Here is a 14,483-nt window from a genome sequence, read left to right as displayed (position 1 = left end):
TATATGCAACATTATAAACAAGTTATGATGTAGTAAATCATCATGTACAATTACTTGTCTTTAATGTTACAGGTTGGAGAGACTTTTTGTTATCTGCTTTCAGAACTTTTTCTGAAAGATAGCAGTAAGTAATCCATCAACACCAAAAACGGGTTCATTTGATTCAGCAACTCTCATATTTCGTACTTCAACACACTCAAAGTCCTGAAAAATCCTTCTTAGCTTTTCTTCTGTAAATCCTAAGCCGCCCCGTAAACTTTTTATGCTATACACTTCCCAATCTGAAATACTAGAACCTCCTATAGGTCCATCTTCGATAAAACAGTTAATAGCAAAGTAACAGTTTTGCTTAAGCGATTTTTTAATTAAATCTATGTAATCCATTCTCCTATGTGGTGCAATATGATGAAAACAACCTGAATCATAAACTAGATCATATTTTGATTCTTCTATATTTAAATCGAAAATATTTTGATTAATAAAATTGATTGTAATATTTTTTTCAATTGTTCTGTCCCTAGCCCATTTTAAAGATTCAATAGATAAGTCTACTGCATCTACTTTATACCCTTTTTCAGTTAGGTATATTGCATTTCTACCAGGTCCACATCCCAACTCTAATGCATTACCAGAGTTTAACAGTTGTTGGTTAAAATAACTGACTAGGTTTTCATCTGGTTTATTTTCAAAAAAAGGAATACTCTTTTCACGATCTGAATAAAACTCATCCCAAAATTGTTCGGGTTCTCGAAGTAAATTATCTAACATATTTTTTAAATCCTCATAATTATTGATGTTCGCCATGCTTTCTCCCCCTTTTGATTGATTTATGTTACTAATTTAGCTTATCAAATATTTGGTATTATATGGTTACAAACACATTAATTAAACATTAAAAGTAAAGGGGATTAACAGTCGATAGTCCATCTAAAAGCTGTTTAAACAAACATAGGATCTCTTATATGCTACTCAATTGAAAATATAGATGAATTGTACGATAAGTTTATATAACTAAAAGAGAATATTAATAAATGGTTCTTAGGGGGCTGCCTCTTATTTAGCAAGAGAATCCATTTTTACAATTATTACAATAATATTTCAGTAGAAGTGCTAAATTAAGCAGGTTTGAAGCAAATTTATAATCATAGTTACTTATTTTTGGTATTCGAAATGATACAAGAAGATACATACTTTTATCTTTTTAGAGAAATTTCCAAAAACAATAAGTAAATTTCATATTTTACACTATATCAATATCACTAATTATTCATTATCATTTAAATATTCAGAAAAAAGACGTTTCCGATGACGAAAACGATGAGCAAGAGGCCAAAAAAGAAGATAATTGAACGATTTTTAGATGGAGTAGAGAAAGCAGGTAATAAATTACCCGATCCTGTGACGCTTTTCGTCATAATGGCGTTTTTAATCTTGGGGTTGTCATGGATAATGGCAAAGTTGAATGTTTCGGCTGTGAAACCTGGGACAGATGAGAGAATTGCCGTTATCAATTTACTTAATCAAGAAGGTTTAATACGTATTTTAGGTGAAATGCAGTCCAATTTTACATCATTCCCACCTCTTGGAATGGTAATTGTTTCAATGCTTGGTATCGGTTTAGCAGAGCAAACAGGTTTGATCGCAGCATTGATGAAAAAATCTGTGATGAGTGCTCCACAGAAAATGATTATTCCCTTTTTAATATTAACAGGATTGGTAGGGAATGTAGCTGCAGATGCAGCATTCATAGTTTTACCACCAATAGCTGCTTTAATCTTTATGAGTATTGGACGAAATCCACTTGTTGGTTTAGTCGTTACATATGCCGCGATTGCGGGAGGTTTTAGTGCTAACTTGTTAATTAGTTCTCTTGATGTTCTATTACTTGGTATAACAGAATCTGCAGCACAGTTAGTAGATCCTGAATATACTGGTCGAGCAACAATGAACTATTATTTCCTTATTGCTTCAACATTTGTTTTAGTTGCTTTAGGAACATTTGTAGCACATAAATTCACGATTCCACGTTTTGGAGAATTTAAAGGTGAGTTAGAAAAACTTGAACCTATTACTCCTCTTGAAAATAAAGGTTTGAAATGGGCAGGTATTGTCACAGCAATATATGTTATTATTCTATTAATTGCAGTTGTACCATCTAATGGTATTTTGCGTGACCCTGAAACAGGTGGATTCTTATCTTCACCGTTTATGACGGGCATTGTACCAATCATGTTATTTTTCTTCCTGTTGCCTGCTTTAGCTTATGGAATTGTTACAAGAAATATTAAGAGTGACAAAGATGTCGCAGAGAAAATGTTTAAATCTGTTTCAGATATGGCTTCATTTATTGTATTAGCTTTTGTAGCAGCTCAAATGATTGCTTATTTTGGATGGAGTAATATAGGCCCGATTTTAGCGATTAAAGGTGCCGAACTATTACAAGCGATGGATTTTACAGGTTTACCAATGATAATTGGCTTTATCGTAATATGCGCAAGCATAAATATGTTAATTGCAAGTGCTTCTGCTAAATGGGCATTATTAGCACCAATTTTTGTTCCAATGTTCATGTATTTAGATTATAGTCCAGCATTAACACAAGCTGTTTATCGTGTAGGGGATTCGATAACGAATCCGATAACACCAATGCTTGCATATTTTGCAATTTTATTAGCATTTGCAAAAAGATATGACAAGAATATCGGTATGGGGACGTTGATCTCTGCTTTATTACCATACTCAGTTATATTTGCAATTGGCTGGATTATCTTATTTAGTATTTGGTTCTTATTAGGATTACCACTTGGACCTGGTGATTCAATCTACTTAAAGTGAGGGAATATAAATGGAAAAATTATTTGATTTATTGAAAGAGAACTATGGTGAAATGATAGAAATTAGACGATTCCTACATGAAAATCCGGAATTATCTTTCGAAGAAGTAAATACGCCAAAATATATTGCTGAATATCATCGAAACCTTGGGCATGAAGTAACTGAAGGTGTAGGCGGTCGAGGTGTAGTTGCAAAATTACATGGGGCAAAACCAGGTAAGACTGTCGCACTTCGAGCAGACTTTGATGCTTTAGCGATTCAAGAACTAAATGATCTCCCTTATAAATCTAAAGTAGATGGCGCTATGCATGCATGTGGACATGACGGACATACGGCAACACTTTTAGTATTAGCCAAAGTATTAAATAAGCTTCAAGCTGAGTTGGAAGGAACGATCGTATTTATCCACCAACACGCTGAAGAACTTGCTCCTGGTGGGGCAATTGCAATGATAGAAGATGGTTGTTTAGAAGGAGTAGACGTTATATTTGGTACGCATTTATGGGCTCCTGAACCATTAGGGAATATAATGATAAAAGATGGTCCTTTAATGGCAGCTGCTGATGGCATCTATATTACTGTGAAAGGAAAGGGCGGACATGGCTCTGATCCAAGTAATACAAAGGATTCAATTGTTATTGCTGCTCAATTTATCACAAATCTGCAGCAATTAGTAGCTCGCCGAGTAGACCCGATTAAACCAGCTGTAGTTTCAATAGGACATATTGAAGCACTAAATCCTTTTAATGTAATCGCAGATTCTGTTTATATGAAAGGTACGGTTCGTACATTTGATGAGGATACGCGCGATTTATTGGAAAAAGAGATTGAAGAAGTATTAAAAGCTTCATGTTATTTAACAAAAGCAGATTATGAATATAATTTTGTACGTGGGTATCCTGCTGTTGTGAATCATACGAAAGAAACGGAATTCATTATGGATTTAGCACCACAAGTTCCAGGTGTGGATGAACTACGTGTTTGTGAGCCGGTAATGGGTGGTGAAGACTTTGCCTATTATCTAAACCATGTCCCTGGTACCTTCTTCTTTACAGGTGCGAAAGATCCGAATTGGGAAGAGGTCTTCCCTCATCATCATCCTAGATTTAATATTGATGAGCGTTCTATGTTAATAGCTGCAAATACTTTAGGAGCTGCAACATTGAAATATTTGGTTGAAAACAAGAACAACTAATAAAATGTATAAAAATGAAAATCCACGAGAGTTATAGTCTCGTGGATTTTTTTATGGCTGCTGTTTAAATAAAAATAAAGCAGCTTGTATATTCATAGAATGTTGACTATCGTTTAAATCAAGTTGAAGTTTTTCTTCTATTTGTTGGATTCTATAGTAGACTGTGTTTTGATGCATATGCATTTGTTCTGCAGTTTGAGCAACATTTTTATGACAATGAAAATAATTAATAAGTGTCTCTAATAAGTCGTTCTTAGTAAGTTTGTTTTCTTGAGAGGGTAAGATAGGATTCAATATTTCTTCGATAAAATATTGTTTTTCCATGGAAGACATGGATAGTAGATAACGATATATTCCAATTTTTTTATATGAAATAATTGTTCCATCTAGTAAGTGTTGAGTATTCTGTAAAAGTTCTAGATCCTGATAAGATGCTAATATTTCCCCAATATTAGCGATAATTCGACCAATTAAAATTCGTTCATTATTTTGTAGAGTAATATATTTATTAAGAGAATTCTCGATGTTCTCATGCTGATCTCTTAAGGCAATTAAAATAATTAATGAATCTTTATGAGGAAAAAATACACAATTTCCAATTGGTTGGAATTTATTTTGATATTGAGTTTCTAGATTTAGTAGGTTTGCATAATTTGTGTCGTTAAAACCTTCCTGTTTATAAGAAAGTAAGCAGTATGCCTGAAAATATGTATCATCAAGAAACGTGTTTAATGTCTTAACTGATTGATCAATTAGTAATTGTCGAAAGAGTGCCATTCTTTCTTGGACTTTTGACTCTAAAACTTTTTGCTCCTTCATTTGTTCAATAGCCATTATTGCAGTGCCGTGGGATAAAGTTAATTTTGAATAGATATCAAGTGAATTTGTAGGGCAAATAACTAGAAGATAACCGGTTATACCATATAAAGAAGATATTTTGAAAATATATCCTGTTATATCGTTAGGTAAATAAACTTGAAAATACTGTTTTTTTGAAGGGAATTGATAAAGTGATGAGTCTATCCAATCTATTATCAATGATAGATTCATATTAGTACTTTTATGACTACTAAAAAAATAATGGCCATTTGCATCAAAATACAAGATTTCTTTGTCAATCATACTAGCTAATGATAAAATAATCTGTTTTGTATCACGTGCATTTAATATAATTTCATTTAAATTATGATGAGATGCTAAAGTTGCACTTAATGTTTGTGCACGTTTTTCTTTTTCCTCAAGATTTTGACCAAGTATTAAGACCATTGCAATTTGAGTAGCAATTGCTTCAACAAACCCTATTTCTTCTTCAGTGAAATCTTCATTTGAGAAGAAATTGTCTAAAGTTAAGACCCCGATTTTTGTATCTTTATACGTAATAGGTACTGAAAGGCAGCTTTTCGGTGGAATTTGCTGAACTGAAGATTTTAAGTAATATTGATAATTAGGTTCTTTCATGTTCCTCATAGCCTTTTTTACTTCGTTTTCACCATGGATAGCTAAAGTCTTTCCAGTTTTAAATACAGTGCCGGATATACCTTCTCCAGGAGCGAGCCTGCTATGAATATAATATTCTTCTTTAAAATTAACTGCTGCTTCAATAATGAGAGTTTCTTGCGTTGTATCCCATAAAAGTAAGAAACCACCATCTACTTTATCGATTGTATCGATAACTACTTCAATTATTTTCTGAACATCTGTAGTGTTTTCAATGTTTTTGGTAATTTCTATAAAGGCTTGCCATTGCTTTACTAATCCTGTTTCTCTAATTTGCATATAATGTACTCCGTTTATTTTAATTGGTTTAGATGTCTAGCTTGAAAATAAGTTAAATACATATGAGCTTTTACAATAATTCTATTGTTGTAGCTCCCATGGGCTCAATATTAATGTCAATACAGGTTATACCCAAGATTATAACCTGTATTTATTATTTTATCATAATTATTCCGATAATTTAGACAAATAATACTATGAATTGTCTCTACAACTATCTTTAAATTAGATTGACTCTTTAAAGATACCTTCCATGTCGTCTCCTTAATCCTCAATTTTATCTTCATTTATGATTTCAATAATTTATTTATGACCATCATTTTATAGTCTCCTATTATTTTCAATAACACTATTACTCATCAAAATAGTAAGAATATTCTGTGAAAAAGGTATGTTATTTTGGAATTTCAACAATGGTTTTGTCGAAAACATATACTTCTAGAGAAATTTGTTTTAATATACACAAAATGTATATTTACTCTTTGAATAATATACATTTTTTTATTAAGGGGGTAATTTTATGGGTGAAGAATTAGTTAATGTTATCCGAGGGGGGCTTATTGAGAGTGTACATAGTGGACATATTGCAATCGTAAATTCTCACGGTGAACTTCTTTATGAGATGGGGAATCCTTACAAAAAAGTATATGCCAGATCATCTATGAAACCTATTCAAGCTATACCGATTGTTGAACAAAAGGTAGATGAAACGTATTTATTTGAAGATGCAGATCTATCCCTTTGTTGTGCATCGCATATAGGGGAGCCAATGCATACAGAAAGAGTACAAAATTTACTTGAAACAGCTTTAATGGGCGTTTCCAACCTAAAGTGTGGTGCGCACCCTCCTAGAATAGAAGAAGAATATAAAAAGCTATTGCAGGAAGGTAAGCCAATTACTGCAATATATAATAATTGCTCTGGCAAACATACCGGAATGCTCCTAACAGCAAAAGTTATGGGGGAGGACCTGGAAAACTATTTCCTTCTCGAACACCCTGTTCAGCAAAGAATTCTCGATACAATTAGTGAAGTTTGTGAATATCCAAGGGAGCAAATTGAGATCGGTATAGATGGTTGTGGCGTTCCAGTACATGGCTTACCTCTTTATAACATAGCGTTAGGATATGCTAGAATGTCAAACCCTCAGAATCTCTCTCAAATTAAACAACATGCTAGTCAAAAAATTATTCAAGCGATGACTTCAGCTCCTGAGATGGTAGGTGGGACAGATACATTTTGTACGAGCCTAATGACCGTAACAAAAGGTAAATTGTTTGGAAAAGCGGGTGCTGAGGCAGTATATTGCATTGGTCATATTGATACAGGTATTGGTATAGCGATTAAGATTGATGATGGTAATAGTCGTGCAGTTTATCCTGTAGCTGTGGAAGTACTGAAACAATTAAATCTAATTACTAAAGAAGAAATAGAATCGTTGAAACCATTTCATGAAACACCATTAAAAAATGTAAGAAAACAGGTAGTGGGAACAGTGTTACCTAAATTTATGCTTCATCGTACAGATGATATAACATCAAAATGATAAGGGGAGTGGGTTTAATGTTTAAAAGAAGGTCATTTATTTTATTAAGTATGTTATTGGTTTTATCGCTAATTTTAGTAGCTTGTTCCGGAGAAAAATCATCTGAAGGATCTTCATCGAAAGGCAATTCAGGTGCAAAAAAAGATCTAGTTGTAGCTGTAAGCGCTAACTTTGTAACATTAGATCCGCATGATTCTAATAATACACTTGATAACTCTGTCCAAAAAACAATGATGGAAGGATTATTAGGTTTTGACAAGGATATGAAAGTAATTCCTAAGTTAGCAGAAAGCTATGAGGCAAATGATGATGCTACGGAATTCACATTTAAACTTAGAAAAGGTGTTAAATTTCAAGATGGTACAGATTTCAATGCAGATGCTGTAAAAGTGAATTTTGACCGTATATCTAATCCAGACAACGCTCTAAAAAGATACAGTCTGTTTTCTAATATTAAAGAAACTACTGTTATAGATGATTACACTGTTAAATTTACTTTGAAAGAATCTTTTGCTGCAATGATTAATAATTTTGCACATCCATCGGCAATGATTCATAGCCCGAAATCTCTAGAAGAAAAGAAAAAAGAAGTTAGTAAGGGACCTGTAGGAACGGGGCCATACGAATTTGTATCTTGGGACTCTAGCGATATTATTAAAGTGAAAAAATTCGATGGCTATTGGAATGCTGATGGTCCAAAGGCAGACTCTATAACATTTAAGCCAGTTCCTGAAAATGGTGCAAGAACAGCTATGATTCAAACAGGAGAGGCAGATTTTGTATATCCAGTACCAACGGAGCAAATAGACTCACTTAAGAATTCTGACGTGTCTGTTGAAAATAATCCTTCCATCGTTGTGAACTATTTATCTATGAATGTTAAGAAAAAACCATTTGATGATATTCGAGTTAGACAAGCATTAAACTATGCTATTGATAAAGAAGCGTTGATCCAAGTTGTATACAACGGTTATGCAAGTCAAGCTACGTCTGTAATCGGGAAACAAGTAAAGTTCTACTCAGAGCAAGAGCCATTTGCTTATGATGTAGAAAAAGCAAAGGCTTTACTAAAAGAGGCTGGATTAGAAAAAGGTTTTAAAACTAAAGTCTGGGCGACTAATTCATCAAATTATATTAAGGCAATGGAATTTATCCAACAATCTTTAGCAGAATTGAAAATTGATTTAGAGGTAGTACCTATGGAAAGTGGTACTCTAGACAGTTCACTTTGGTCAGTAGATAAACCTGAAGATTCTAAGGTGGAATTATACTTTGGCGGATGGTCACCATCAACAGGTGAAGCTGATTGGGGAATTCGACCATTGTTAGGGGGAGATTCATTCCCTCCGAATTCTTATAATATTTCTTACTATTCAAATGAGAAGGTTAATAAATTGCTAAAAGATGCTCTAGCAACATCAGATGAGGGAGCACGTACAAAAGCATATAACGAAATTCAAAGCACAATATGGAATGATGTACCTTGGGTAGCAGTATCTAATCCAGATACGATTTTCGCGAAGAAAAAGAACATTAACGGAATGGTATTACTACCAGATGGTTCATTATCTATCGATCAATTAACAATCGAATAATGAGTCAAATTAAGCGCTATATAAACTAAATATAGCGCTTAATTATTCAATTTGCTGTTAGAGGAGATGATCATTAATGCTTCAATATTTGCTTCGAAGGTTGTTAGGAATGATACCGATATTGTTTATTGTTACGATCATAGTTTTTTTATTTGTACATTTGATTCCAGGAGATGCAGCCCGATTAGTAGCAGGACCTGATGCAAATAAAGAAACAATTGAATTGGTTCGGAAGGATTTAGGTTTAGATAAGCCAATTCATGAACAATATTTTACATTTATAGGTAATTTATTGAAGGGTGATCTAGGAACTTCATTAAAGACACATAAACCCGTTTTTGACGAATTAGCAGGCAGGTTTATACCTACTTTTTGGTTAACTTTTTGGAGCATGTTATGGGCATGTATTGTTGGTATTTTGATAGGAATAGTATCTGCTGTTAAAAGAAACAAATGGCAAGATTATACTGGCATGTTGATAGCAGTTGTAGGAATTTCAATCCCTTCTTTCTGGCTAGGTTTACTTTTAATGCAATTATTTTCTGTTAAATTGGGTTGGTTACCAACAGGTGGTTTAGAGGATTGGCGAGGTTATATTCTTCCCTCTATTACGCTTGGAACAGGGGTTGCTGCAATCATTGCCCGATTCTCTAGATCTTCATTAATGGATGTACTAAAAGAAGACTATATTAGAACAGGGCGAGCTAAAGGATTTGCAGAAAATAGCCTTGTAAAAAGGCATGCAATAAAAAATGCGATGATACCTGTCATAACAATGACTGGATTACAATTTGGATTTTTACTGGGGGGCTCAGTTGTTACAGAAACCGTTTTTAGCTTCCCAGGTTTAGGTCGATTATTAATCGATGCAATTGCAACACGGGATTATCCTATTATCCAAGCTGAAATCTTATTATTTTCGGTAGAGTTTATACTTATTAACTTAGTTGTGGACTTAATGTATGGATTTTTAAACCCACAAATTCGTTACTCTTAAGGAGGCGAAAAAATGCAAAAAACAAAAGAATTAGAAATTATGGAAGAAGTATTACCGCAATCATATGAAAAGACAGTAGGGAAATCGCCTGCAAAAGAGTTTTGGAAAAAATTTAAAAAGCAAAAGTTAGCACTTATTGCAGGTGTATTTATTATTTTTTTAATAGTTATTTCGATTATTGGCCCTTTTATAGCGCCATTTGATTTTGCCAAAGCTGATTATAAGCAGACTTTGCAAGGACCATCTTGGGATCATTGGGCTGGAACTGATGCATTTGGACGAGATATATTTAGCAGAATTATTGTAGGTACAAAAATTTCATTACTAGTAGGATTTATTTCTGTATTCGCTGGAGCAGTAATAGGAACTATTTTAGGTCTTATTAGTGGTTTTTATGGGAAGTGGATAGATAGCATCATTATGAGATTTTGTGATGTACTCTTTGCATTTCCTGGAATCTTATTGGAGATTGGTATTATCGCTATATTAGGGCCAGGTTTAGAAAATGTTGTTGTTGCTGTAGCAATTTTCACAATACCAATGTTTGCTAGGATCGTTCGAAGTAATACTTTAATGCTTAAATCATCACTGTATGTTGAGGCTACCAAATCATTAGGGGCAAAAAACTTTAGAATCATTTGGCGTCACATCTTCCCAGGTGCTATTTCTAGCATTATTGTATATTTTACAATGCGTTTAGGTACCTCCATTTTAACAGCAGCAAGTTTAAGCTTTTTAGGACTGGGTGCACAACCACCTTCACCAGAATGGGGAGCTATGCTAAGTGCAGGGCGAGATTATTTAGGTTCCGCGCCACATATTACAATCTTTCCAGGGATGGCAATTATGTTAACTGTACTTGCCTTTAATCTATTTGGTGATGGTTTGCGTGATGCGTTAGATCCGAAAATCAAAGATTAGAAAGGAGTTACCTTGATGGTTAGTAAATTACTTGAGGTTACAGATTTAGAAACGCATTTTATCAGTGACGATGCAACTGTTAAAGCTGTAGATAATGTTTCATTTTATATTAATAATGCTGAAACACTAGGTATTGTAGGCGAATCTGGCTGTGGTAAAAGTGTGACTTCCTTATCCATTATGCGTTTACTAAAAAATACCCCGGGGAAGATTGTTGGGGGTGAAATTACATTTCTGGATCAAAATTTGTTGAATTTATCAGAGAAAGAAATGCGAGCGGTACGAGGAAATCAAATCGCAATGATATTCCAAGAACCTATGACCTCATTAAATCCAGTATACAAAATTGGTAGACAAATAGAAGAAGGTATTCGTCTACACTTGAAATTGGATAAGGCAGCTGCAAAAGCACGTGCTTTGGAAATGCTAGAGTTAGTAGGCATACCAAGGGCAAAAGATATTTTAAATGAATACCCTTATCAACTTTCAGGTGGTATGAGGCAAAGGGTTATGATTGCAATGGCAATGTCTTGTGTACCTAAGCTATTAATCGCAGATGAACCTACAACGGCTCTTGATGTGACAATTCAAGCTCAAATTTTAGATTTAATGAGAGATTTAAGAAAAAATAGTGATACCTCGATCTTGATGATTACACATGATTTAGGCGTTGTTGCTGAAATGTGCGATCGAGTCATTGTAATGTATGCTGGACAAATTGTAGAAGAGGCAAGTGTTTTAGAACTATTTGAGAATCCACAACACCCCTATACTAAGGGATTGATTAATTCCATACCAAAACTAGGAAACTATACTGAAAGGCTAGATTCTATTCCTGGGAATGTACCTACTCCTGAAAATATGCCAACAGGATGTAGATTTGCTCCCAGATGCAGTTTTGTAATGAAACAGTGTTTATCGGAGGCCCCAATGTTAAAAGGAGTTCAAGAAAATCATTCATGTCGCTGCTGGTTAAGTGAGGTGGAAAAGAATGACTGACATCTTATTAGAAGTAAAGAATCTTAAAAAGCACTTTGTGCAAAATAAAGGCTTTCTAAAAGGGAAAAAGAGTGTTGTTAAAGCGGTAGATGGTGTTGATTTCTTTATATATAAAGGTGAGACTTTAGGAATAGTAGGAGAGAGTGGTTGTGGGAAATCTACTACAGGTAAGATGATTATGCAATTATTGGAGCCTACGGAAGGTGAAGTATTCTTCGAAGGTGCAAATATTGTGGAAATGCCTCCAAATGACATTCGCCATTTACGAAAAGAATTTCAAATGATATTTCAAGATCCCTACGCCTCATTAAATCCTGGCATGAAAGTTAGAGAGATTTTACGTGAACCTTTCATTATTCATGGCTATAACAAAAAGGATATAGATACTAAAGTAACGGAGCTATTAAAAGTTGTTGGATTAAATATCTATCATGCTGACAGATATCCACATGAATTTAGTGGAGGGCAGAGGCAAAGGATTGGTATAGCTAGGGCACTTGCTCTCAATCCAAAGCTAATAGTCGCAGATGAGCCTGTGTCAGCTCTGGATGTATCGATTCAATCACAAATATTAAATTTAATGAAAGATTTACAAAAGAGTTTTAACCTGACGTATCTTTTTATTGCCCATGATTTAAGTGTTGTAGAACATATAAGTGACCGTATTGCGGTAATGTATTTAGGGAATATAGTTGAATTAGCAGATAAACAAAGCTTATATAAGGAACCGTTACACCCTTATACACAAGCCCTTTTATCAGCTATACCTGTTCCAAATCCAAAGGTGAAAAAAGAAAGAATTATATTAAAGGGTGATATACCTAGCCCAGCAGATCCACCTAAAGGTTGTGTGTTCCATACTAGATGTCCACTTGTAATGGAATCATGCAAAACTATAAAACCTCAACTTAAAGAAGTAGAAAGCAATCATTTTGTTGCCTGCCATTTGTATAACAAATAAATATTTTTGCTAAATAATAACCCCCTATTTTTTGAAATAGGGGGTTAAATGTAAAACTAAAAAACGTCCTTGAAATTAACTTTTTCACATTTTCTCCGACGAATTAAAATCGAAATCTACAAAAAGGTAACATGAAAACAAGAAGTAAGAGGAACTATGTTTTATGATGAAATTAAGTTCTAAATGCTATTTTTATTAGAATTGAAGTTTGGATTAATCATCCTCAAACAACTCATCCATCAAATCAGCTACTTCTTTATCCAATAGTTTTTTTCCTTCTGAATCGATTATAATCTCTCCATTTTCAAACAGTAATATATCTCCTATTTGAACACCTATAGGTAATTGAGTAAGAAAAAAATCTTTCATACTATTTGGAAATTCAACAACAGCAATGTCCCCTTCAAAATGATCAATGATCCCTCTCTTCATGCTGTGTCACTCCTTTAAAATAGAGTAAAAACATACAAAATAACTTTTAGGCTTATTTTTGATAATCAATAAAGTAAGTATCATAAGACTCTTTAAAAATGTATCCGAGCTTTTGTGCTAATTTAACAGATTCTATATTAGCACCATCCCAACTAGGATATATTCCTCTGCTAAGACAATCTAATATCAAGGCAGAAGCTGTTATTGTTGCTAAGCCTTTTCTTGTATGATCAGGGTGTGTAGCAACTTCAATTTCAATGCCATTATCATAAATACTAAATGATGTGGCCCCACATACAGCTTTCCCTTCATTTAAAATAGCAAAACCTACGCCTCTATCTATAAAGTCTTCTATAGAATTAAACTGACTTATAAAGTCTTCAGAAAGTTCATGAAGAGATGGTTCATTCACTATGGCCTCGTCTATTTTTTTAGTTCATAACCTTCAGGTAGTAGAGATAGTAAGTTCTTTATATATCTCATGTCTAGATGTTCAGGAACCTTTTCAAATCTATAACGTTGGAATTTTTCTATAGAGCCGTTATGTACTTTTTCAATTAGTATTTTCCACTCATCAGAATTAACAATTGCAAGTGTATACTCAGGCAGATTGAATAATAGTTCTTCAGCTTCCTTTGTATTAGGATTTCCAGCATAAAATACAAAAATCCCCACCGTTATTTGTGCTACTTTTGGATTTTCAAGGTCGTCTACCCAAGCAGTACCCATATGTCCTTGCAGACATGAAAGAATAATAGTACTATGCATATTTTCGAACATTGGTACTAACTTTTTTCTTACATTGATATCAGCTTCATAAATCATTCAATTCCTACTTTCTCTACAAAATATCGTAAAAAACCCTTTTTATCAATATTATCATTATTTTTCCATTTTAGAAAAATAAACATATATAGTATTGAACTTTCAACTCGAATTGTAGAGAAAATGAATAATAATATGTAACTTTAGCAGAGAATTGTATAGGATATATAAATGATAAAATATTGGCAGTTCGTTATAATAAATTTAATGGAATGCCATACAGAAAGAATGTGATAATATGAATCGCAAAATAGTAGGGTCCATTGTAGTGTTCCTTGGTATACTAACTATAGCAGGGAAATTTTTCTTTCGTAATATTGAGTATAGTGAAGCGTTATCTTGGGGGGGATTAGCGCTGACGATATTAGGCGCATTATTAATAAGTGAGAAAAAAACTTAAA

The 14,483-nt window shown here is 33.6% G+C and carries 12 protein-coding genes and 1 pseudogene; 9 read left to right on the top strand and 4 right to left on the bottom strand.

Going from position 1 to position 14,483, the window contains the following annotated elements; all coding sequences use genetic code 11:
• Window positions 1–99 precede the first annotated feature (99 nt).
• Window positions 100–804, bottom strand: coding sequence for a class I SAM-dependent methyltransferase (locus AMD00_RS12010; RefSeq protein ID WP_053417301.1), 705 nt, complete (start codon window positions 802–804; stop codon window positions 100–102).
• A gap of 501 nt (window positions 805–1,305) precedes the next feature.
• Between AMD00_RS12010 and AMD00_RS12005 the strand changes: the two genes are divergently transcribed.
• Together AMD00_RS12005 and AMD00_RS12000 are read left to right on the top strand one after the other, a co-directional pair.
• Window positions 1,306–2,835 (top strand): AbgT family transporter, encoded by a 1,530-nt coding sequence (locus AMD00_RS12005; protein ID WP_053417300.1) that lies wholly within the window; start codon window positions 1,306–1,308, stop codon window positions 2,833–2,835.
• A 10-nt stretch (window positions 2,836–2,845) separates the two neighbouring features.
• Window positions 2,846–4,030, top strand: a complete 1,185-nt coding sequence (locus AMD00_RS12000) for an amidohydrolase (protein ID WP_053417299.1) — start codon at window positions 2,846–2,848, stop codon at window positions 4,028–4,030.
• Between the two features lie 51 nt (window positions 4,031–4,081).
• On the opposite strand, the gene AMD00_RS11995 is transcribed toward AMD00_RS12000, so the two are convergent.
• Window positions 4,082–5,806, bottom strand: a complete 1,725-nt coding sequence (locus tag AMD00_RS11995; protein ID WP_053417298.1) for a helix-turn-helix domain-containing protein — start codon at window positions 5,804–5,806, stop codon at window positions 4,082–4,084.
• Between the two features lie 520 nt (window positions 5,807–6,326).
• On the opposite strand from AMD00_RS11995, the gene AMD00_RS11990 reads away from it, so the two are divergent.
• The 6 genes from AMD00_RS11990 to AMD00_RS11965 all read left to right on the top strand — a co-directional run bounded on the left by AMD00_RS11990 (window position 6,327) and on the right by AMD00_RS11965 (window position 12,825).
• Window positions 6,327–7,352: an asparaginase gene (locus tag AMD00_RS11990; protein WP_053417297.1), complete on the top strand. Its 1,026-nt coding sequence runs from the start codon at window positions 6,327–6,329 to the stop codon at window positions 7,350–7,352.
• 17 nt (window positions 7,353–7,369) lie between these two features.
• Window positions 7,370–8,947: a glutathione ABC transporter substrate-binding protein gene (locus tag AMD00_RS11985; RefSeq protein ID WP_053417296.1), complete on the top strand. Its 1,578-nt coding sequence runs from the start codon at window positions 7,370–7,372 to the stop codon at window positions 8,945–8,947.
• Between the two features lie 76 nt (window positions 8,948–9,023).
• Window positions 9,024–9,944 (top strand): glutathione ABC transporter permease GsiC, encoded by a 921-nt coding sequence (gene gsiC / locus AMD00_RS11980; RefSeq protein ID WP_053417295.1) that lies wholly within the window; start codon window positions 9,024–9,026, stop codon window positions 9,942–9,944.
• Window positions 9,945–9,983: 39 nt separating this feature from the next.
• A complete protein-coding gene (locus AMD00_RS11975; protein ID WP_157059289.1) occupies window positions 9,984–10,865 on the top strand; it encodes an ABC transporter permease subunit in 882 nt (293 codons plus the stop codon).
• 15 nt (window positions 10,866–10,880) lie between these two features.
• Window positions 10,881–11,864 carry an ABC transporter ATP-binding protein gene (locus AMD00_RS11970; RefSeq protein ID WP_053417293.1) on the top strand — a complete coding sequence of 328 codons (984 nt, stop codon included), beginning with the start codon at window positions 10,881–10,883 and terminating at the stop codon, window positions 11,862–11,864.
• Complete coding sequence (locus AMD00_RS11965; RefSeq protein WP_053417292.1) at window positions 11,857–12,825, top strand: ABC transporter ATP-binding protein; 969 nt, start codon at window positions 11,857–11,859, stop codon at window positions 12,823–12,825. Before AMD00_RS11970 ends, AMD00_RS11965 begins: the two co-directional genes overlap by 8 nt.
• Window positions 12,826–13,038: 213 nt before the next feature.
• Here the strand turns inward: AMD00_RS11965 and AMD00_RS11960 are convergent, their stop codons facing one another.
• Window positions 13,039–13,257, bottom strand: a complete 219-nt coding sequence (locus AMD00_RS11960) for a DUF3006 domain-containing protein (protein WP_053417291.1) — start codon at window positions 13,255–13,257, stop codon at window positions 13,039–13,041.
• 52 nt (window positions 13,258–13,309) lie between these two features.
• Window positions 13,310–14,082, bottom strand: a pseudogene (locus AMD00_RS11955) (GNAT family N-acetyltransferase).
• A 238-nt stretch (window positions 14,083–14,320) separates the two neighbouring features.
• Between AMD00_RS11955 and AMD00_RS23255 the strand changes: the two are divergent.
• Window positions 14,321–14,482, top strand: a complete 162-nt coding sequence (locus tag AMD00_RS23255; RefSeq protein WP_157059241.1) for a hypothetical protein — start codon at window positions 14,321–14,323, stop codon at window positions 14,480–14,482.
• Window position 14,483 lies beyond the last annotated feature (1 nt).

Origin of the sequence: Viridibacillus arvi (assembly GCF_001274945.1) — a bacterium.
GTDB classification, from domain to species: Bacteria; Bacillota; Bacilli; order Bacillales_A; family Planococcaceae; genus Viridibacillus; species Viridibacillus arvi.
The sequence above is the reverse complement of the archived record's forward strand: the minus strand, read 5'-3'. Positions and strand labels throughout refer to the sequence as shown.